17 protein-coding genes are annotated in these 19,528 nt (G+C 61.4%); 3 read left to right on the forward strand and 14 right to left on the reverse strand.

Annotation, left to right across the window (positions count from 1 at the left end; all coding sequences use genetic code 11):
• Nucleotides 1-157 precede the first annotated feature (157 nt).
• The 4 genes from guaD to xdhA all read right to left on the reverse strand — a co-directional run bounded on the left by guaD (nucleotide 158) and on the right by xdhA (nucleotide 6,373).
• Nucleotides 158-1,465, reverse strand: a complete 1,308-nt coding sequence (guaD, locus tag ALTERO38_RS04260; RefSeq protein WP_159967391.1) for a guanine deaminase — start codon at nucleotides 1,463-1,465, stop codon at nucleotides 158-160.
• A gap of 127 nt (nucleotides 1,466-1,592) precedes the next feature.
• On the reverse strand, nucleotides 1,593-2,453 hold the full coding sequence (gene xdhC, locus ALTERO38_RS04265) for a xanthine dehydrogenase accessory protein XdhC (RefSeq protein ID WP_159967392.1): 861 nt from the start codon (nucleotides 2,451-2,453) through the stop codon (nucleotides 1,593-1,595).
• A gap of 97 nt (nucleotides 2,454-2,550) precedes the next feature.
• Nucleotides 2,551-4,941 carry a xanthine dehydrogenase molybdopterin binding subunit gene (xdhB, locus tag ALTERO38_RS04270; RefSeq protein ID WP_159967393.1) on the reverse strand — a complete coding sequence of 797 codons (2,391 nt, stop codon included), beginning with the start codon at nucleotides 4,939-4,941 and terminating at the stop codon, nucleotides 2,551-2,553.
• Nucleotides 4,934-6,373: a xanthine dehydrogenase small subunit gene (xdhA, locus tag ALTERO38_RS04275; RefSeq protein WP_159967394.1), complete on the reverse strand. Its 1,440-nt coding sequence runs from the start codon at nucleotides 6,371-6,373 to the stop codon at nucleotides 4,934-4,936. The genes xdhB and xdhA overlap by 8 nt, the downstream gene beginning before the upstream one ends.
• Nucleotides 6,374-6,836: 463 nt before the next feature.
• Here xdhA and ALTERO38_RS04280 point away from each other — a divergent pair, with 463 nt between their 5' ends.
• On the forward strand, nucleotides 6,837-7,931 hold the full coding sequence (locus ALTERO38_RS04280; protein ID WP_159967395.1) for a calcium:proton antiporter: 1,095 nt from the start codon (nucleotides 6,837-6,839) through the stop codon (nucleotides 7,929-7,931).
• A gap of 25 nt (nucleotides 7,932-7,956) precedes the next feature.
• Nucleotides 7,957-8,481, forward strand: a complete 525-nt coding sequence (locus tag ALTERO38_RS04285) for a nucleoside 2-deoxyribosyltransferase (RefSeq protein ID WP_102835004.1) — start codon at nucleotides 7,957-7,959, stop codon at nucleotides 8,479-8,481.
• A 184-nt stretch (nucleotides 8,482-8,665) separates the two neighbouring features.
• Here ALTERO38_RS04285 and ALTERO38_RS04290 read toward each other — a convergent pair whose 3' ends face one another.
• The 6 genes from ALTERO38_RS04290 to ALTERO38_RS04315 all read right to left on the reverse strand — a co-directional run bounded on the left by ALTERO38_RS04290 (nucleotide 8,666) and on the right by ALTERO38_RS04315 (nucleotide 15,243).
• Nucleotides 8,666-10,021 (reverse strand): 8-oxoguanine deaminase, encoded by a 1,356-nt coding sequence (locus ALTERO38_RS04290; protein WP_159967396.1) that lies wholly within the window; start codon nucleotides 10,019-10,021, stop codon nucleotides 8,666-8,668.
• A 205-nt stretch (nucleotides 10,022-10,226) separates the two neighbouring features.
• On the reverse strand, nucleotides 10,227-10,928 hold the full coding sequence (locus ALTERO38_RS04295) for an ABC transporter ATP-binding protein (protein ID WP_102835002.1): 702 nt from the start codon (nucleotides 10,926-10,928) through the stop codon (nucleotides 10,227-10,229).
• Between the two features lie 2 nt (nucleotides 10,929-10,930).
• On the reverse strand, nucleotides 10,931-11,698 hold the full coding sequence (gene livG / locus ALTERO38_RS04300) for a high-affinity branched-chain amino acid ABC transporter ATP-binding protein LivG (RefSeq protein ID WP_159967397.1): 768 nt from the start codon (nucleotides 11,696-11,698) through the stop codon (nucleotides 10,931-10,933).
• Nucleotides 11,695-12,951, reverse strand: a complete 1,257-nt coding sequence (locus ALTERO38_RS04305; RefSeq protein ID WP_148924537.1) for a high-affinity branched-chain amino acid ABC transporter permease LivM — start codon at nucleotides 12,949-12,951, stop codon at nucleotides 11,695-11,697. The genes livG and ALTERO38_RS04305 overlap by 4 nt, the downstream gene beginning before the upstream one ends.
• Complete coding sequence (livH, locus tag ALTERO38_RS04310; RefSeq protein WP_045425061.1) at nucleotides 12,948-13,871, reverse strand: high-affinity branched-chain amino acid ABC transporter permease LivH; 924 nt, start codon at nucleotides 13,869-13,871, stop codon at nucleotides 12,948-12,950. Before livH ends, ALTERO38_RS04305 begins: the two co-directional genes overlap by 4 nt.
• 253 nt (nucleotides 13,872-14,124) lie before the next feature.
• A complete protein-coding gene (locus ALTERO38_RS04315; protein WP_102834999.1) occupies nucleotides 14,125-15,243 on the reverse strand; it encodes a branched-chain amino acid ABC transporter substrate-binding protein in 1,119 nt (372 codons plus the stop codon).
• Between the two features lie 200 nt (nucleotides 15,244-15,443).
• On the opposite strand from ALTERO38_RS04315, the gene ALTERO38_RS04320 reads away from it, so the two are divergent.
• A complete protein-coding gene (locus ALTERO38_RS04320; RefSeq protein WP_159967398.1) occupies nucleotides 15,444-15,761 on the forward strand; it encodes a DUF2288 domain-containing protein in 318 nt (105 codons plus the stop codon).
• 13 nt (nucleotides 15,762-15,774) lie between these two features.
• Here ALTERO38_RS04320 and phnE read toward each other — a convergent pair whose 3' ends face one another.
• From phnE to ALTERO38_RS04340, 4 genes are all read right to left on the reverse strand, one after another.
• The gene (phnE, locus tag ALTERO38_RS04325; protein WP_159969629.1) at nucleotides 15,775-16,542 is read right to left on the reverse strand and encodes a phosphonate ABC transporter, permease protein PhnE; all 768 of its coding nucleotides are present in this window, start codon (nucleotides 16,540-16,542) and stop codon (nucleotides 15,775-15,777) included.
• Nucleotides 16,539-17,372, reverse strand: coding sequence for an ABC transporter permease (locus tag ALTERO38_RS04330; RefSeq protein WP_102834988.1), 834 nt, complete (start codon nucleotides 17,370-17,372; stop codon nucleotides 16,539-16,541). The genes phnE and ALTERO38_RS04330 overlap by 4 nt, the downstream gene beginning before the upstream one ends.
• Nucleotides 17,366-18,226, reverse strand: coding sequence for a phosphonate ABC transporter ATP-binding protein (locus ALTERO38_RS04335; RefSeq protein WP_159967399.1), 861 nt, complete (start codon nucleotides 18,224-18,226; stop codon nucleotides 17,366-17,368). Before ALTERO38_RS04335 ends, ALTERO38_RS04330 begins: the two co-directional genes overlap by 7 nt.
• 65 nt (nucleotides 18,227-18,291) lie before the next feature.
• The gene (locus tag ALTERO38_RS04340) at nucleotides 18,292-19,143 is read right to left on the reverse strand and encodes a putative selenate ABC transporter substrate-binding protein (protein WP_102834986.1); all 852 of its coding nucleotides are present in this window, start codon (nucleotides 19,141-19,143) and stop codon (nucleotides 18,292-18,294) included.
• Between the last annotated feature and the right edge of the window lie 385 nt (nucleotides 19,144-19,528).

A 19,528-nucleotide genomic window follows, 5' to 3' on the forward strand; every position in this document is an offset into this window, starting at 1 on the left:
GTGCGACGTGGCGTGGATCTAGAAACCGACATCCACCCTACGAGCGCCGGCGGTGGCTTCGACCGTAGGGTGGATCACGCTTCATCGATCCACGCGTTAGAGCACGCAGGTTGCGTAGCTGGCGAGACGATGGATCATCGCGCTTGCGATCTGTTATTCACGATGTCTTTTGGTGCACCGAAACCCCGGCGGCGTAGGTTTCCTTCACGGCGCGGTCGTCGCCGAGGATCATCAAGGCGAAGAGTTTTTCCTGCAGCGTCGTGGCCTGGCTTAGGCGGTAGTCGATCAGGGGAGTCGCCTTGTAATCGAGCACCACGAAGTCGGCATCCTTGCCCGGTTGCAGGTTTCCGATCTTGTCATCCAGATACAGCGCGCGCGCGCCGCCCAAGGTGGCGAGATACAGCGCCTTGAACGCATCGAGCTTTTGGCCCTGCAGCTGCAACACCTTGTAAGCCTCGTTGAGACTCTGCAGTTGCGAGAAGCTGGTGCCGCCGCCGACATCCGTACCCAGGCCCACGCGTACGCCGTGACCTTCCACCTTCGCCAGATCGAACAGGCCGCTGCCGAGGAACAGGTTGGACGTGGGGCAGAAGGCCACGGCCGAGCCGGTCTCGCCGAGGCGTTTGCATTCGTCATCACAGAGGTGGATGCCGTGGGCGAAGACCGAGCGCGCGCCGATCAGACCGTGATGGTCGTAGACGTCCAGGTAACCCTTACGCTCGGGGAACAGCTCCTTGACCCACTCCACTTCCTGCTTGTTCTCGGAAATGTGCGTGTGCATGTACAGGTCGGGGTATTCGGCAAACAGCTTTCCGGCCAGCGTCAGTTGTTCTGGCGTGCTGGTCGGGGCGAAACGCGGCGTCACGGCGTAATGCAGACGGCCTTTGCCATGCCAGCGTTCGATCAGCGCTTTGCTGTCGGCATAGCCGGACTCGGCCGTGTCAGTGAGAAAGTCCGGCGCATTGCGGTCCATCAGCACCTTACCGGCGATCATCCGCAGGTTGAGCTTCTCCGCCGCCTCGAAGAAGGCATCCACCGACTGCTTGTGCACCGTGCCGAACACCAGTGCGGTGGTGGTGCCGTTGCGCAGCAGCTCGCCGAGGAACAGATCGGCCTGTTGGCGAGCATGCTCCATGTCACTGAAACGCCCTTCGTTGGGGAAGGTGTAGGTTTCCAGCCAGTCCAGCAGTTGCGCGCCATAGGAGCCGATGACGCCGACCTGCGGGTAATGAATGTGGGTGTCGATGAAACCGGGAGTGATCAGCGCGTCCGGGTATTCGACCACCTCGGTGCCGGCTTTCAGGGTTGGAAGCAGGTCAGCCGCGCTGCCGATCTGAGCAATCTTTCCATCCTCGACAACCAATAGGCCGTCTTCGAAATACTCGTGAGATTGCTCGATACCCACCTCGCGCGGGTCGGCGAGGCAGTGGAGCAGGGCGGCACGGTAGGCTTTTGCTTGGGGCATGGTGAGTCTCGGAATCATTGTGTAGAGGACATTCGTCGATGTGGAAGGCCGCATCGAGGCGGAGCGTTTAACCGACTTGTATTCGGCTAAACGCGGGGGCGCTTCTCACAAAAAAGGCGCGGCTCGATCAGCCGTTCTGCGAGCGGCGCGAGGCGGGCACCAGCATGGGCACCGGCTTCGCGCCGTCCGCGGCTTTCTCACCGCTCTTTTCACCGAAATGGGCGTTGTAGGTGGCGATCACTTCGCCAGCGATGGATACCGCAATTTCGACCGGCAGCTTTCCCTTCACTTCGGCGATACCCATCGGGCAGCGCATGCGTTGCACGGTGTCGGGCTGGAAGCCGCGGTCGCGCAGACGGTGTTCGAACTTGGCGCGCTTGCTCTTCGAGCCGATCAGCCCGTAGTAGGTGAAATCGTTGCGTTCGAGGATGGCCGCGGTCAGCTCCAGGTCGAGTTGATGGTTGTGCGTCATAACGATGAAGTAGCTGCCTGCCGGCATCTCGGCCACCTCGTCGACCACCTCGTCGTTGACCACTTTCTCCACGCCCGCAGGAATATGGGCCGGGAATTCGCTTTCGCGCGAATCGATCCAGCGCACCTTGCACGGCAGATTGGCAAGTAGCGGCACCAGTGCGCGGCCAACGTGGCCGGCACCGAACACCGCGATATGCGCCTGCGGTTGGCCCATGGGTTCGAACAGCAGCACGGTGGCGCCGCCACAGCACTGGCCGAGGCTCGCGCCCAGGGAAAAGCGTTCCAGCCGCGTATCACGCACGCGGTTTTCAAGCATCTCCCGCGCAATTGCCTGTGCCTTGTATTCCAGATGGCCGCCGCCGATGGTGTCGTACAGGCGCTTGCGGCTGACCACCATCTTCGAGCCGGCATTGCGTGGCGTCGAGCCGCGCTCTTCGATGATGGTGACCAGCACGCAGGGTTCGCCTTGTTGCTGCAGGTCGGCGAGTGCTTCGATCCAGGCGGTATTGCTCATGGCTCTGTCCTTCGTAGGGTGGAAGACCGCGAAGCGTCTTCCACCGAAAACATCATGTTGCGCCGAAGGTGGACAAGCAAAGCGTGTCCACCCTACGTCAGGCCGGCGTGGTCTCCGTTGTCGCAGGCGCGCCTGCGTGTTGCTTCAACTTGCGCATCTGTTCCACACCCCACAGCACCCGCTCGGGCGTCGCAGGCGCGTCGATCTTCGGTTGAGCCTTGTAGTCGGCCAGGCTGGCGACGGCATCCTTGATCGCACACCAGACCGAAATACCGAGCATGAACGGCGGTTCACCGACGGCCTTGGAATGGAACACCGTGTCCTCGGGGTTCTTGCGGTTCTCTACCAGCTTGACCCGCAGATCCAGCGGCATGTCTGCCACGGCTGGCACCTTGTAGCTGGCTGGGCCGCTGGTCATCAGCTTGCCCTTGTCGTTCCACACCAGCTCTTCCATGGTCAGCCAGCCCATGCCTTGGACGAAGCCGCCTTCTACCTGGCCGATATCGATGGCTGGGTTCAGCGAGGCGCCGACGTCATGCAGAATGTCGCTGCGCAGCATCTTGTACTCGCCGGTCAGGGTGTCGACGATTACTTCCGAGCACGCGGCGCCATAGGCGAAGTAATAGAACGGCCGGCCGCGTGCCTGGCTGCGGTCGTAGTAGATCTTCGGCGTGCGGTAGAAGCCGGTGGACGACAGCGAGACCTGGCCGAAATACGCCTGCTGGATCAGCTCGTCGAAGGAGACGTACTGGTCACGGATGCGCACCTGGCCGTTCTTGAACTCCACATCCTCTTCAGTGACTTTGAAGTGCCTTGCGGCAAACTCGATCAGGCGCTGCTTGATGGTTTGCGCCGCGTTTTGCGCTGCCTTGCCATTCAGGTCGGTGCCGCTGGAAGCAGCGGTTGGCGAGGTGTTCGGCACTTTATCGGTGTTGGTCGCGGTGATCTGGATGCGGTCGATATCCACCTGGAACACTTCGGCCACGACCTGCGCGACCTTGGTGTTCAGGCCCTGGCCCATCTCGGTGCCGCCGTGGTTCAGGTGGATGCTGCCATCGGTGTAAACGTGCACCAGCGCGCCGCCCTGATTGAGGAAGCTGGCGGTAAAGCTGATGCCGAACTTCACCGGCGTCAGCGCCAGGCCTTTCTTCAGGATCGGGCTCTTGGCATTGAACGCGCGGATCTCTTCGCGGCGCTTTGCATACTCGCTGCTGGCCTCGAGCTCTGCGGTCATTTCCTCGAGCATGTTGTGCTCGACCATCTGGTAGTAAGGCGTGACGTTGCGCTCGGTCTTGCCGTAGTAGTTGCGCTTGCGCACATCCAGCGGGTCCTTGCCCAGCTCGCGCGCGACCGTATCCATGATCTCTTCGATGGCGACCATGCCTTGCGGGCCGCCGAAGCCGCGGTAGGCGGTGTTCGACGCCAAGTTGGTCTTGCAGCGATGACCGTTGATGGTGGCGTCGCCCAGGTAGTAGGCGTTGTCGGAGTGGAACATGGCGCGGTCGACGATGGAGCCTGAAAGATCCGGCGAGTAGCCGCAGTTGCCGGCCAGGTCGATCTCGATGCCGTGCAGCAGGCCGTCATCATCGAAGCCGACGTCGTACTCGACATAGAAGGGGTGGCGCTTGCCGGTCATGGTCATGTCTTCCATGCGTGGCAGACGCATCTTGGTTGGCCGGCCGGTGAGGTGCGCGATCACGGCGCACATGCACGCGGGGCCGGCGGCCTGGGTCTCCTTGCCGCCGAAGCCGCCGCCCATGCGGCGCATGTCGATGACGATCTTGTTCATCGAGACGCCGAGCACCTCGGAGACCAGCTTCTGCACCTCGGTGGGGTTCTGCGTCGAGGTGTAGACGATCATGCCGCCGTCCTCGGTGGGCATCACCGAAGAGACCTGGGTTTCCAGGTAGAAATGTTCCTGCCCGCCGATGTGCAAGCTGCCTTGCAGGCGACGCGGGGCGCTCGCCAGTGCGCTGGTCGAATCGCCACGCTTGTGGGTGTGGCTGTCGAGTACGAAGTGCTTTTTGCGCAAGGCATCGACGACGTCGATCACCGGTTCCAGATCTTCGTACTCAATGATCGCGGCCATGGCCGCTTTACGTGCGGTTTCCAGGCTGTCGGCAGCGACGGCAATCACCGGCTGGCCGACATATTCGACCTTGCCGTCGGCCAGCAGCGGGTCACCGGGCATAACTGCGCCAATGTCCAGCTGACCCGGCACGTCCTGCGCAGTGATGGCGATCGCAACACCGGGTACGGCGTAGCAAGGGGCCGTGTCGATGCGCACGATTCGGGCATGGGCGCGGTCGCTCATGCGGGCATAGATGTGCAGCTGATTGGGGAATTCCAGACGGTCATCGACGTACACCGCCTCGCCAGTGACATGCTTGGGCGCGCTGTCGTGCTTGACGCTGCGGCCGACGCCGGTGACCAGGTCCTGTTTGAACAGGGCGGCGATTTCTTCTTGGGTTTTGGTTGGCTTATGCATATGCGGTCACCCTTGTCTCGGCTTCCGGGCTTTGTTGCTCAAGGAAGCATTTGCGCAGCAGGTTCTGTGCGACCAGCAGGCGGTATTCGCGGCTGGCACGGAAGTCGGTCAGTGGCGTGAAGTCCTGTTCCAGCGCTTCACAGGCCCGCTCGATGGTGTCGGCATTGAAAGGCGCGCCGATCAGCGCACGCTCGCAAGCCACTGCGCGTTTCGGAATGGCTGCCATACCGCCAAAGGCGACGCGGGCATCGTCGATCAGGCCGTCTTCGAGCTTCAGGTCAAATGCCGCACAGACGGCAGAGATGTCATCGTCCAGGCGCTTGGAGACTTTGTAGGCACGGAACACTCGATTCGGCTGGGCGCGTGGCACGATGATTTTCTCGATGAATTCACCTTGCTCGCGAGCGGTGACCTTGTAGTCGATGAAGTAATCCTGCAGCAGCAGGGTGCGGCTGTTGGTTCCTTTGCGCAGCACCACCTGGGCACCCAGCGCGATCAGAAGGGGTGGCGAATCGCCAATGGGCGACGCGTTGCCGATGTTGCCACCGAGGGTGCCCTGGTTGCGGATCTGCAAAGAGGCGAAGCGGTGCAGCAACTCGCCGAAGTCCGGGTATTCCTCTGCCAGCACTTCATAGCAATCGGTCAGCGGTGTGGCTGCGCCGATCTCGATGCCCTTGTCGGTGACCTCGACTTTCTTCATCTCGGCAATGTGGCCGACGTAAATCATCACCGGCAATTCGCGGTGGAACTGGGTGACTTCAAGCGCAAGGTCGGTGCCGCCGGCCAGCAGGCGTGCGTCCGGGTTGGCGCTGTAGATATCGGCCAGATCACCTACGGTCAGTGGCGACAGACAGCGCTTGTCGCCGCTGTTCAGCTCGGCGGTTTCGCTGGGTGCGATGGCTTTCAGCTGGGCGATGGTATCGGCTTCGCGCGCATCGAATTGGTCCGGCTGCTTGCCGCAACAGGCCTGCTCCGCGGCTTCCAGAATCGGGCGGTAGCCGGTGCAGCGGCAGAGGTTGCCGGCCAGGGCTTCGTGGGTGTCGGCCTTGTCGTACCCATCCGCTGATTTTTGCAAGGCAAACAGGCTCATGACGAAGCCGGGCGTGCAGAAGCCGCACTGCGAGCCGTGGCAATCGACCATGGCTTGCTGGACGCTGTGCAGCTGGCCCTGGTGCTTGAGGTCTTCGACGGTGATCAGCTGCTTGCCGTGCAAGGCGGAGACGAAGGTCAGGCAGGAATTGAGCGTGCGGTAGCGCAGGCGATCTCCGTCCAGCTCTCCGACCACGACGGTGCAGGCACCGCAGTCTCCGGAAGCGCAGCCTTCTTTGGTGCCGGATTTACCGCGGTATTCGCGCAGGTATTCCAACACGGTGGTATTCGGATCGAGTGTCTGCTCACGGCGCAGTTCTCGATTGAGAAGAAACTGGATCAAGGCGGGCCTCCGGGGCGTTTTTGTTCTGGGCTCTGGCGGTGGAAATTAGCGTTATCTGACTTTTCGGTCAAGAAATTACTGACTCAAAAGTCAATGCGTCCGATGGACCGTTCCTGACTGACCCCGATTGCCGCCACAAAGCCGGGCCGAGCATGCCTAGAGTGTGGCTCAGGCTGGCTGCTCCTGCTGCTTGCGACGACAGGCGTGGGATTCGGCGCAGCTGGGAGCGCTATTGGGATGGACTGCTGCGACCGGCCCTCCGTTATGCCGCATACGCCACCAAGTTCAACCATCACCAAATTGGATGCAAAAAGCTGACCAATAGGACAACTACCGAAGCTGCCTGAGAATCTGGCCGCCTTCAATAACTGTATTGGTCGCCGCCGATCCGGTTAGGCGCACGGATGGGGATATTTGCCAGGGCTTGGTGCGTCGGAGCTTCAGGCCCCAAGAGAATTACAAGATGTTGCAGAGACTCAAAGACGAGACCTACCTCATCGTCGCGCTCCTGGTAGCAGTGCTGGCGTACGTGTTTGAAGAGAGCCTTCTGCACGGTGGCCGCACGATTGCGATGATCAGCACGGCGGTGCTTGTGCTGGTCATCGTGTTGGCCTCGGTACGCGTCGCTCACCATGCCGAAGTGCTTGCCGAAAAGGTCGGTGACCCCTACGGAACCATGATTCTCACGCTTTCGGCCGTGCTGGTGGAGGTCGTCATCCTCGGCATCATGATGTCGCACGAGCCTTCACCGACCCTGGTGCGTGACACCATCTACGCAGCGGTAATGCTCGACCTCAATGGCATTCTCGGGCTGGCTGCGCTGATGGGCGGGCTGCGGCACGGCGAGCAACCCTACAACGACGATTCCGCGCGGACCTACAGCGTGATGATCCTCACCGCGATGGGCGTCTCTATGGTCGTTCCTGAGTTCATTCCGCAGGAAGACTGGCGTCTGTACTCGGCCTTTACCATTGGCGCGATGCTACTGCTGTACGGCGTGTTTCTGCGGATGCAGGTTGGCGCGCACAGTTACTTCTTCAGCTATAGCTACCCGGAGAAGAAGCGTCGCCGCAACGAGCACCCGGCAACTACCCAGGCGTCAGGCAGTGCCGGGCCATCGATCGCCATGCTCTGTGTCGGCGTGGTGATCATTGGCGCGCTGGCCGAGGTGATGTCGCAGACGATGAAGGTGAGCCTGGTCGGAACCGGTGCACCGCCTATGCTCGCAGCCCTGTTGGTGGCAGCTATCGCGGCCGCGCCGGAAATTCTGACCGCCTTGCGCGCCGCGTTGGCCAACCGTATGCAGGCAGTGGTCAACATTGCGCTTGGCGCCTCGCTGTCCACGGTGATCCTGACGGTCCCAATCATGGAGGCCATGGCGCTGTATAGTGGCCAGCCATTTCAGATGGCGATGACGCCGGTGCAGACAACCATGGTGTTGATCACCATCATCGTCGCGGCTATCAACCTGAACGACGGCGAAACCAACGCGATCGAGGGCATGACCCACTTCGTGCTGTTCGCTACCTTCATCATGCTTTCGCTGATCGGGCTGTGACCCCGCTCAGCAGGATGGAACCTCAATGACGTTGCGCATCTATCTCGCTGGCCCCGCTGTATTTCGGCCTGATGCCATTGAGCATGGTGAGCGGCTCAAGGCCTTGTGTGCCGAGTTCGGCTTCATCGGTCTGTATCCGCTGGATAAGCAGGTGCCGAACGAGATCGAGTTGCCGCGTGAGCAGGCGGCCTGGATCTACCGGGCCAATCTGGAATTGCTCGGTCAGGCCGATGCGGTGCTTGCCGATCTGAACTTCTTTCGCGGTGGTGAGCCGGACAGCGGCACCAGTTTCGAAGTCGGTTATGCCGCCGCTCAGGGCAAGCCGATCTATGGCTATCTGGACGGGGAGGGCAGCTATGCCGAGCGTCTGCAGCGCCAGCATCCACAGCTTTGTGGCGTGTCCGGTCTCGATTGCGATGGGCTGCAACTGGAAGCGTTCGACCTGCCCGTGAACTTGATGCTGGCTGTGCCCGCTACGCTGATTTGCGGTGGGCCGCGTGAGGCTCTGCAATGCATGGCCAAGGCGCTGCGCCCAGCGCCGCATGCCTAGTCGCGCCTGAGCAAACTGGCCGTCGGCCCTGGCGCGGCAGTTTGCTTTTGACGGGCGTGTTTGCGCTCAAAATTGGCGAATCGAAGAACTGAGAAGCTGACTGCTCAGTCCTGACGCCGGCGAGCGTCGCTGCTCGCCGGTCATACGACTCGCCAGTCTTTTGAGCGAAACCTCAGCGTTGGGACTAGCCCGCGATCAGTTCGCGTGCCGCCTGGCTGTGGTTGGCGATCAGTCCGGCCACGTCGAGGCCTTCGATCTGGCCGTCGACCACCCGCCACTGTCCACCCGCCATCACCCGGTCGGCCCGGTCAGCGCCGCACAGCAGCAGCGCGGAGATCGGGTCGTGGCTACCGGAAAAACGCAGCTCGTCGAGCTTGAAAAGAGCCAGATCGGCCTGCTTGCCCACCGCCAATTCACCCACATCGTGACGACCCAGCAGCCGTGCTGAACCGCGCGTGGCCCAACCCAGGGCCCGCTCAGGCGTGATCTCTTCTGCACCGTAGCGCAGGCGCTGGATGTATAGCGCCTGCCTGGCTTCAAGAATCATGTTGGAGGCGTCGTTGGAGGCCGAACCATCCACGCCAAGCCCGATTGGCGCGCCTGCCGCTTCCAACGCCACGGTTGGGCAAATGCCGGAAGCCAGCCGCATGTTGGAGCATGGGCAATGGCAAATGCCGGTACCGGCCGCGCCGAGGCGGGCAATTTCGTCCTCGTTGAAGTGAATGCCATGCGCCAGCCAAGTGCGCTCCGATAGCCAGCCGACGCTGTCCAGATAATCCACCGTGCGCAGGCCAAAGCGCTGCAGGCAGAACTCTTCTTCGTCCAGGGTTTCGGCCAGGTGTGTGTGCAGGCGCACGTCGTGGTGTTCAGCCAGAGCGGCGCTGGCGCGCATGATTTCCGGTGTAACCGAAAAAGGCGAGCAGGGCGCAAGACCGATCTGGATCTGCGCGCCGGCGCCGCGCTCGTGATAGCGGCCGATCAACCGTTCGCTGTCCTCAAGGATTGCTTCGGCCGTCTGCACGGTGTGTTGCGGTGGAAGCCCACCGTCGGCTTCACCCAGGCTCATGGAGCCGCGGGTCAGCATGGCGCGCATGCCCAGCTCTCGAACGACGTCGATCTGCACGTCAATGGCGTTTTCCAAGCCATCCGGGAACAGGTAGTGGTGATCGGCCGCGGTGGTACAGCCGGACAGCAGCAGTTCGGCGAGCGCGACCTTGCTGGCGAGCGCCAGACGATCCGGCGTCAGGCGTGCCCAGACCGGATAGAGCGTCTTCAGCCAGGGGAACAGGGGCTGATTGACCACGGGGCCCCAGGCTCGCGTGAGGGTCTGATAGAAGTGGTGGTGCGTGTTTATCAGCCCTGGCAGCACGACGTGCTCACGGGCATCGAAGGTGCTGTCGACAGGCGTCGAGGGCGATTGCCCGGCGTCGAGCATTTCGACAATCACGCCTCTCTCGATCACCAGCCCGCCGGGGGCTTTCTGATCGTTGGCGGTGTAGAGGGCGAGGGGGTTCTTGATCCAGATACGGCTGGCAGTCATGGCCGGCTTCTCCTGAGTTGAGTTCAGAAATGAGCCAGCTCAGTTATGCCCTGTCTGCTGATCCAGGGGTCTCGTCGGGACGCCCAGATGGGGGTCAGGAAAGACGCGACGCAGAGCACGATAAAGGCTCGGCCCTCGCTTGTCATCCCCTGCATGCGCGCATGAAAAAGCCGGGCATTTGCCCGGCTCCTTCGTTTGCCTCGATTCAGCCGCCCAGGTAGGCGTCGCGAACCTTGGGGTTGACCAGCAGCTCCTCACCGCTTCCCTGCATGACGATGTGGCCGTTCTCCAGCACATAAGCCCGGTCGGCCAGCTTGAGCGCCTGGTTGGCGTTCTGCTCGACCAGGAAGATGGTTACGCCATCTCTGCGCAGCTGTTCGATGATGTCGAAGATCTGCTGAATGATGATAGGCGCCAGGCCCAACGACGGCTCGTCAAGCAGCAACAGCTTGGGCTTGCTCATCAATGCACGGGCAATGGCGAGCATCTGTTGCTCACCTCCGGACATGGTGCCACCACGCTGCTGGAAACGCTCCTTGAGTCGCGGGAACAGCAACAGCACCTTGTCCAACTGCTCCTGGAAGTCCGCCTTATTGGTGAAGAACCCACCCATGGCCAGATTTTCCTCGACCGTCAGCCGAGCAAAGATGCGCCGCCCTTCGGGCACCACGGCAATGTCCTTGCGCATGATGTCGAAGGTTTGCTTGCCGACCAGCTCCTCGCCCTCGAAGCGGATGCTGCCTTCGGATGCCATGGGCGTACCGCAAAGCGTCATCAGCAGGGTCGACTTGCCGGCGCCGTTGGCGCCGATCAGGGTGACGATCTCGCCCTTGCGGACTTCGACGTTGACGTTATGCAGCGCTTGGATCTTGCCGTAAAAGGTCGAGACGTTTTCGAAATACAGCATGGTTACGCCTCTCCCAGATAGGCTTTGATCACGTCCGGATTGTCACGAATCTGCTCCGGCGTGCCGTCAGCCAGCGGACAGCCCTGGTTGATCACCACGATATGGTCGGAGATGCTCATGACCAGCTTCATGTCGTGCTCAATGAGCAGAACCGTCACGTTGTGCTGGTCACGCAGCATGCCGATCAGCGCTTTCAGGTCTTCGGTTTCCTTCGGGTTCAGACCGGCCGCCGGTTCGTCGAGCATGAGGATGCGCGGACGCGTCATCATGCAGCGCGCGATTTCCAAACGGCGCTGTTGGCCATAGGCAAGGGTGCCGGCCGGGCGGTTGGCAATGTCGGTCAGGTTGACCTGATCGAGCCAGTGCGCGGCGAAATCCATTGCCTGGCGCTCGCTCTTGCGAAACGCCTTGGTCTTCAACAGGCCGGACAGAAAGCCCGTGTTCAGGTGCCGGTGTTGGGCGACCAACAAGTTTTCGATGGCGGTCATGTCCTTGAACAGGCGAACATTCTGGAATGTCCGCACCACGCCCTTGCGGGCAATCTTGTGGCCGGGCAGGCCCTCGATCGCTTCGCCGTCGAGCAGGATCTTGCCGTCGGTGGGTTGGTAGAAGCCGGTCAGGCAGTTGAATACCGTGGTCTTGCCGGCACCGTTGGGGCCGATCATCGAGACCACTTGTTTGTCATGTACGGTCAGGCCCACCCCGTTGACGGCCAGAAGGCCGCCGAAGCGCATGGTCAGGCCGCTTACTTCGAGAATCGGGCGGCTCATCGCTTCAGCTCCATGTGGGGGCGTTGCATGGGCAGCAGCCCCTGCGGACGCCAGATCATCATCAGCACCATCAAGGCGCCGAACATCAGCATGCGGTACTCGCTGAACTCACGCATCAGTTCAGGCAGCAGGATCATCACGATGGCGGCGAGAATCACCCCCAGCTGCGAGCCCATGCCGCCCAGTACGACGATGGCGAGGATGATGGCCGATTCGATGAAGGTGAACGATTCTGGTGACACCAGTCCCTGGCGCGCCGCGAAGAAGCTGCCGGCGAAGCCCGCGAACGTCGCACCGAGGGTGAACGCGGAAAGCTTGATCACGGTGGGGTTCATGCCCAGCGCACGGCAGGCGATCTCATCTTCACGCAAGGCTTCCCAGGCGCGGCCGATAGGCATACGCAGCAGGCGGTTGATGACGAACAGTGTCAGCAGCACCAGCAGCACGGCAATCAGATAGAGGAAGATCACCTTGTTGATCGACTGATATTCTAAGCCGAAGAACTCGTGGAACGTCTGCATGCCCTCGGCAGCGCGACGGTCGAACGAGAGGCCGAACAGTGTTGGTTTGTCGATGCCGCTGATGCCATTGGGGCCGCCGGTAAGATCGGTCATGTTACGCAGCAACAGACGGATGATCTCACCGAAGCCGAGGGTCACGATCGCCAAGTAATCCCCGCGCAGACGCAGCACTGGGAAGCCCAGCAGGAAACCGAACAGCGCGGCCATGGCACCGGCAATCGGCAACGCGACCCAGAACCCGATCCCGTAATAATGCGAGAGGAGGGCATAGGTATAAGCGCCAACGGCATAGAACCCGACGTAACCAAGATCCAGCAAGCCGGCCAGGCCGACCACGATATTCAAGCCGAGGCCGAGCATCACGTAGATCAGGATCAGCGTGGCGATATCCACCGCGCCGCGTGAACCGAAGAACGGCCACACCAGCGCCAGCAGAATCAGGCCGATGATGATGTAGCGCTGGGTCGATGGCAGGGTCAGGAAGTTGCCCGCACCAGCCGGTATGCTCGGTAGGTTGGGGGTCGCCGCCCAGCCGGCCGCCGCGTGGTGGCGGAACAGCTGCCAGAAGAACATGGCCACGGCGCATGCCGCGATGATCCAGAACGTCGTCGCGTCGCTGCCATGAACTTCGAGGCGAATGCCGACGGTGGTGAGTTTCAGGCCGAACACCGGTACCGCTACAGCGAATACCAGCAGTGCGCTGAAAAAGGCGGTGCGCAGATTGCGAGTCATACCTTTTCAACCTCCGGACGGCCGAGAATGCCGGTCGGACGGAACAGCAGCACCAGTACCAGCAGGCTGAACGCGACCACATCCTTGTATTGATCACCAAAGATATCGGCGCCGAACGCTTCGGCGACACCCAACACCAGACCGCCGAGCATGGCGCCCGGGATGCTGCCGATACCGCCAAGCACCGCAGCAGTAAAGGCTTTGATGCCGGCCAGGAAGCCGATGTGCGGGTTGATCACGCCGTATTGCATGCTGATCAGAACGGCTGCAACGGCCGCCAGCGCAGCGCCGATGACGAAAGTCAGGGCGATGATGCTGTTGGTGTTGATGCCGAGCAGGTTGGCCATCTTCAGATCTTCGGCGCAGGCACGGCAGGCGCGGCCCAGGCGAGAGCGGGAGATGAACAGCGTCAGACCCATCATGGCAATGATGGTGACGACAAAGATCAACACCTGCATGTAGGAAATCACCACCCCGTTCATGGCGCTTTCACCAAAGATGAAGTTGCCGGGCATCAGGTTGGGAATCGCCTTGTCTTTGGAGTCTTGGGAAAGCAGGACGACGTTCTGCAGGAAGATCGACATGCCGATCGCGGAGATCAACGGGATCAGCCTGTTGCTGCCCCGTAGCGGTCGATAAGCAACCCGCTCGATGCTGTAGCCATAGGCGCTGGTGACGATCATGGCGGCTGCGAACGCGCCGATCATCAGGATCGGCAGCGAATCGAGCCCCATCATGGTCAGCCCGACGATGGCGATAAAGGTGACATACGACCCGATCATGTACACCTCGCCGTGGGCGAAGTTGATCATGCCGATGATGCCGTAGACCATCGTGTAACCGATGGCTATCAAGGCATAGGTGCTGCCAACGGTCAGGCCGTTGATCAGCTGTTGGAAGTAGTGGTAAAGCTCAGGCATTACGTTCTCCTGAACACCCGCAGCCGTGCTTGCCGCCAATGCGGACCTGCTTCGAAAACGCTGCAGGGAGAATGCAGCGCCGTGGACTCGGTGCGGATCACGCACCTACCTGTCGAGGCGGGCCAGTTCTACAGGCCACTCGCTTGGTTGAAAGTGTTGCTGGGCGTCCCGTGCTTGTGGCCGGGTTGGCTCCGATCAGCTAAAACAAAGCCCACGGCGGATGCCGTGGGCTCTGGGTCGGTTGGTTATAGGTTCACTTGGCTTCGGTCTTGGTGCCGTCCTGGTGCCATTCGTAAACCACGAAGTTGAAGTCTTTCAGGTCACCCTTCTCGTCGAACGAAAGGTTGCCGGTCGGAGTATCGAAGGTGTTGCTGCGCAGGGCTTCGGCCACCTTGGCGGTGTCGGTGCTGCCGGCTTTCTCGATACCCTCGGCAATGACTTGAACAGCGGCGTAGGCCGGGAACACGAACGGGCCGCTCGGGTCCTGCTTCTTCGCCTTGAATGCGTCGACCAGCTTCTGGTTGCGCGGATCCTGATCGAACGACTTCGGCAGGGTGACCAGCAGGCCTTCGGAAGCCGGGCCGGCAATGGCGGAGATTTCCTTGTTGCCTACGCCTTCTGGGCCCATGAAGCGGACGTTCAGGCCCTTTTCCTTCGCTTGACGCAGCAGCAGGCCCAGTTCCGGGTGGTAGCCGCCGTAGTAGACGAAGTCCACGTTCTCTTGCTTGAGCTTGGAAATCATCGAAGAGAAGTCTTTGTCGCCAGCGTTGATGCCTTCGAACAGGCCAACCTTGACGCCTTTCTTCTCTAGGGTTTCCTTGACCGCGGTCGCGATCCCTTCGCCGTACTGCTGCTTGTCATGGATGACAGCCACATTCTTCGGCTTGACGGTGTCAGCGATGAAGTTACCGGCAGTCGGACCCTGCAGGCTGTCCAGACCGATTGTACGGAAAACCAACTCGTAGCCACGAGAGGTGATGTCCGGGCTGGTCGACGCTGCGGTAATCATCAGGATGCCTTCGTCTTCGTAAATGTCGGACGCCGGCTGGGTGGAGCTGGAGCAGAGGTGACCTACAACGAAGCTGACCTCGTCGTTAACGATCTTGTTAGCTACTGCCACGGCCTGCTTGGGGTCGCAGGCGTCGTCATAGACGATCCCTTCAAGCTGCTGACCGTTGACGCCCCCTTCCTTGTTGATTTGTTCGATGGCCATCTGGGCACCGATGAACTGCATGTCCCCGTACTGCGCGACAGCCCCGGTAACCGGACCGGCCAGGCCGATCTTGATGTTGTCGGCGGCCAGCGTGTAGCTCGCTGCACCCGTCAAAGCGATAGCCATGAATAGTTTCGAAAGACGCTGCTTGGTCTTCATATGTGCTCCACTTGCATCATTATTGTTTGGATCCTGCGGGCTGCAGTGTCGTTAAGGGCTCAACGTCCCCAAACGGTACGGCAACTGTACCGGCACAGTGTAGAAGCGTCAGCACCTGTTTGCACAGTCAGGAATTCCATCCGGTTGATGAGATTTACCCGAACGCTATCATTGCGCCCTTTTCATACCGGGTGAACCTCATGAGCGAAGATTCAAGCACTCTCTATGCCAAGCTTCTCGGTGAAACAGCCTCGATCAGCTGGCAGGAGCTGCAGCCGTTCTTTGCTCGTGGGGCGCTGCTGCGGGTGGCCAGTGACTTTGATCTGATCGCAGCGGCACAGGCGGTCGCTGAGGATGATCGGGAAAAAGTGACCGCATGGCTGGCAGAAGGCCATCTTGGCAAGCTTGAGGCAGAACAGGCCCAGGACTGGCTTGAACGCGATCCGTCACTCTGGGCCGTTGTCGTTGCGCCCTGGGTGCTGGTGCAGGAAAGGGCAGCGAAGCCCAGCCTGCACTGATTCAAGTCAGTCGCTAGCCGCGCACCCAGCGCTGGCGCGCCCAGCCACTCAACGCATCGACTGCCAGTACCATCAGCAGCATGGCCAGAATGACTGTCGAGGCCTGGGCCTCTTGGAACAGGCTGAGGCTCATGTAGAGCATCTGTCCGAGGCCGCCAGCGCCGACAAAGCCGAGCACGCTGGCCATGCGGATGTTGTTCTCCCAGCGATACAGCGTATAGGCCATGAGTTGCGGCCATAGCGTCGGAAGGGTGCCGTAGCAGAACGCACCGATCCGCCCACTGCCGGCCAGCCGCAACGCCTCGCTGGGCGCGCTCGGGGTATTTTCCAGCGCTTCGGCGAACAGCCGACCCAGCACTCCGGCTGTGTGCAGCGCCAGGGCCAGGGTGCCAGCATTCGGTCCCAGACCCGCCGCCAGCACCATCAGCGCCGCCCAGACGAGTTCGGGTATTGCACGAAACGCGTTGAGCAGCAGCCGTGAAGCGCCCTGGGCGACAAACCCGAAGCGTCCGGCGGCTGGCAGCGCCAGTATCAACCCGAGCACAGCCGCGAGAAGCGTGCCGATGGCCGACATCGCCAGGGTTTCCAGCGCGCCGTAACCGATGGCGCGCAAGTGCGGGGCCGACAGGTCGGGACTGAGAAAACCTGTGGCGTATTCGCCCATGTGCGCGAGGCCTTCGCGGCTGAACAACGTGCTGGCTTCGAGCTGCAGATAGCTAAACGATCCGAGCACTGCGATAACCAGGAGCAGCGGCAGGGCGTAGCGCGCGAGCGGTTTCAGACGTACCTCCGGCGCAGCTGCTGGCTGAGCAGGTCGGCCAGCAGCACCAGCACGAGGAAGGTCAGCAACATGCTGGCCACTTCGCCGCCGGCGAACATGCGGATCGACAGGTCCATCTGCTGGCCCAAACCACCCGCGCCGACGAAGCCCATCACCACGGAAGCGCGGATGGCGCACTCCCAGCGGTAGACGGTATAGGAGAGCATTTCGCCGGTGGCCTGCGGTAACACGCCATAGGCGAAGGCCTGCAGGCGCGAACCGCCAGCGCCAATCAGTGCGCGAGTGGGCAGCGGATCGACCGACTCGAAAATTTCCGCATAGACCTTGCCGAGCATGCCGGCATAGGTGATGGCAATGGCCAGTACCCCTGCGGTAGGCCCGAGCCCGACGGCGCGGACGAAGAGCAGTGCCCAGACGATCTCAGGGACGCTGCGCAGCAGAATCAGCAGCCCTCTGACTGGCCAACGCAGCGCCTGCGCCCACCAGTGAGGACGACCGCCGCGGCTGACCGCTGAGATCGACAAGGCGCGGGTCGCCAGCAGGGCGCAGGGGATGGCCACGGCGAGGGCCAAAGTCATGCCGGCGGTCGCGATGGCGAGCGTTTCCAATGTTGCGCGCCCGAGCAGGCGCAAGAACGCGGCATCATGAGCCGGAGGCCAGAATCCGGACAGGAAACTGGCCATGATCTCGGCGTTGCTGCCATCGAAGAGCACACCGATATCCAGTTCGCTCAACGACAAGCCCGGCCACAGCAGCGCCAGTGCCACGAGGGTCAGCACCAGGCGTGAGTGGGCGGCGGGGTCGCGCTGGGTGAAGACTGGGTTCAGCATCGAGGGATTTGCAGAGGTTGGCCGGGCATCGCCTGCAAGACCGCCGCACTGCCCAGTTGCTCATTGGCATAGAGCGCTTCGAGTTCGGCCGGCATTACCTGGCTGGACGGCTTGTCAAAGAGGATGCGGCCATCGCGCACGCCAATCACCCGAGGAAAATGCTCCAGTGCCAGCTCAACGGCGTGCAGGCTGGCCAGTAGCGTCGCCTGGCGGCTCATGACCTCGCGGTTGAGCACATTCAGTGAATAGGCAGCGAGCACGGGGTCCATCGCCGAGACCGGCTCGTCTGCCAGGATCAGTTCCGGGCTTTGGTAAAGCGCGCGTGCGATGCCGACTCGCTGCAGCTGCCCGCCAGAAAGCTGATCGCAACGGGCATAGAGTTTGTCCGCCAGATCCAGCTTGCCCAGCGCCTGCGCAGCACCATCCTTGTCCAGCGGATAGACCAGGCTGAGCAAGCTGCGTACAAGTGACCATTGGCCGAGCCGGCCGGCCAGCACCGAGGTGATCACCCGTTGCCGTGGCGGCAGCGGTGGCGCCTGGTGAATCAGGCCGATACGTGAGCGCAGCTTCTGCCGGGCACCTGCTGAAAGCGACCAGGGGCGGTCACCGAGCACGTCCAGTTGCCCAGTGACCGGTTCTAGATGAGTGGCAAGCAGGCGCAGCAAGGTGGTCTTGCCTGCGCCCGAGGGGCCGATCAGCGCAACCCGCTCGCCTTGAGCGATCTGCAGCTCGATATCGTGCAGTGCGAGCTGTCCACCGGCATGGCGATAGCTGACGCCGGCCAGCCGCAGGGCGGATTTGGCCGGAGACTCATCACTTTCGAGCAAGCCAGCAGACGTTGTTGCATGACTCATTCAAACGCACCCACTTACCCTGGCTTCAGAAACACGGAAGGCAGAGGTGCTACGGCTAGCTGGGCTCACTTCAACAGGCCAGCGGCGCGCGCAGCTTCCTCGATGCCTTCGTAGTTTTCCGGGCGGGTTTCGATGAAACGGGTGGCCGCTTGCAGATCGAGAATCTTTTTGTGTTCCGGATTCTTCGGGTCGAGCTGAAGGAAGGCGGTTTTGATCTTCTGGACCAGCGCCGGGTCCAGGTTGCCGCGTACGGTCCAGTTGTAATCGTAGTAGGGCGGCGTGGTGGAGATTACCCGCACCTTGTCGGTATCGACTTTGCCAGCCGCGACCAGCTTGTCCCAAACCGAGGCATTGAGTACGCCACCATCGGCCTTGCCAGCCTGGACCCATGCCGCCGTGGCGTCGTGCGCACCGGAATAGGCGATGCGTTTAAAGAACTGCTCGGGATCGATGCCGTCCTTGATCATGAAGTAGCGCGGCATCAAGCTGCCCGAGGTCGAAGACACGGAGCCAAACGCAAAGGTCTTGCCTTTGAGGTCCTGCAGGGTCTTGACCTCAGGATCTGCAGTGATGAATTTACTGGTGAATTTCTCGTCCTGTTCCCGCTGTACCAGCGGGATCGCATCGCCGGTCTTCAGGTGAGTCTGGACGAACGTGAAGCCGCCGAGCCAGGCCAGGTCGAGGCGGTCGGACGCGAGGGATTCGACCACCGCAGCGTAATCGGAAACCGGGGTGAACTTGACCGGCATGCCCAATTCTTTCTCGAGGTATTCGCCCAGCGGTTCGAACTTGCGGATCAGCTCGGTCGGGGCTTCGTCGGGAATGGCCGATACGCGAAGGACGTCGGCAGCATGGGTGGTGGCAATAGACAACGAAAGGGCAAGGCCGGTAACGGCTGCCAGGGTGCGCTTCAGCATTGTGGTTCTCCGGTTCAATAGCGGAAAAAGCGCGCGGATTATAGAGGTAGAAGGCGGCGACAACGCAAGCATCTGGCCGAGATGGCTTTATCGTCCGCCGAAACGAAAGCTGGGCGCCGTGTAAGCGCGCGCCGAGTTTGGCACAGTTTGACGGTTGGTTTGGCACTGCAGACTAGGGATGCTTAGTATCCTATTTGGCACTGCGCATCGTTTGGTGCGCAGCATTCTAGGAGCGATCGTATGAAGCAAGTCACGAAGGATCAACTTCTCTCTATAGCTAATGAGCGTCTGGATGCTCATCCGCACAAGCTTGAAGGAATGCGCTTTGACGATGTGGAGCAAAAANGCACTGCCCCGTCTGTCGGTCCGCCCGATGACCCCGCGC

The sequence above is a fragment of the Pseudomonas sp. 9Ag genome (genome assembly GCF_902506445.1).
GTDB classification, from domain to species: Bacteria; Pseudomonadota; Gammaproteobacteria; order Pseudomonadales; family Pseudomonadaceae; genus Stutzerimonas; species Stutzerimonas stutzeri_AB.

Bases quoted from the DNA above. Each gene is read 5' to 3' on its own strand.
- xdhB (WP_159967393.1), bottom strand. From the start codon at position 4,941: ATGCATAAGCCAACCAAAACCCAAGAAGAAATCGCCGCCCTGTTCAAA.
- ALTERO38_RS04335 (WP_159967399.1), bottom strand. From the start codon at position 18,226: ATGAGTCATGCAACAACGTCTGCTGGCTTGCTCGAAAGTGATGAGTCT.
- ALTERO38_RS04340 (WP_102834986.1), bottom strand. From the start codon at position 19,143: ATGCTGAAGCGCACCCTGGCAGCCGTTACCGGCCTTGCCCTTTCGTTG.
- ALTERO38_RS04330 (WP_102834988.1), bottom strand. From the start codon at position 17,372: ATGCTGAACCCAGTCTTCACCCAGCGCGACCCCGCCGCCCACTCACGC.
- ALTERO38_RS04295 (WP_102835002.1), bottom strand. From the start codon at position 10,928: ATGCTGTATTTCGAAAACGTCTCGACCTTTTACGGCAAGATCCAAGCG.
- ALTERO38_RS04305 (WP_148924537.1), bottom strand. From the start codon at position 12,951: ATGACTCGCAATCTGCGCACCGCCTTTTTCAGCGCACTGCTGGTATTC.
- ALTERO38_RS04315 (WP_102834999.1), bottom strand. From the start codon at position 15,243: ATGAAGACCAAGCAGCGTCTTTCGAAACTATTCATGGCTATCGCTTTG.
- guaD (WP_159967391.1), bottom strand. From the start codon at position 1,465: ATGCCCCAAGCAAAAGCCTACCGTGCCGCCCTGCTCCACTGCCTCGCC.
- livH (WP_045425061.1), bottom strand. From the start codon at position 13,871: ATGCCTGAGCTTTACCACTACTTCCAACAGCTGATCAACGGCCTGACC.
- ALTERO38_RS04285 (WP_102835004.1), top strand. From the start codon at position 7,957: ATGACGTTGCGCATCTATCTCGCTGGCCCCGCTGTATTTCGGCCTGAT.
- xdhC (WP_159967392.1), bottom strand. From the start codon at position 2,453: ATGAGCAATACCGCCTGGATCGAAGCACTCGCCGACCTGCAGCAACAA.
- ALTERO38_RS04320 (WP_159967398.1), top strand. From the start codon at position 15,444: ATGAGCGAAGATTCAAGCACTCTCTATGCCAAGCTTCTCGGTGAAACA.
- livG (WP_159967397.1), bottom strand. From the start codon at position 11,698: ATGAGCCGCCCGATTCTCGAAGTAAGCGGCCTGACCATGCGCTTCGGC.
- ALTERO38_RS04290 (WP_159967396.1), bottom strand. From the start codon at position 10,021: ATGACTGCCAGCCGTATCTGGATCAAGAACCCCCTCGCCCTCTACACC.
- ALTERO38_RS04280 (WP_159967395.1), top strand. From the start codon at position 6,837: ATGTTGCAGAGACTCAAAGACGAGACCTACCTCATCGTCGCGCTCCTG.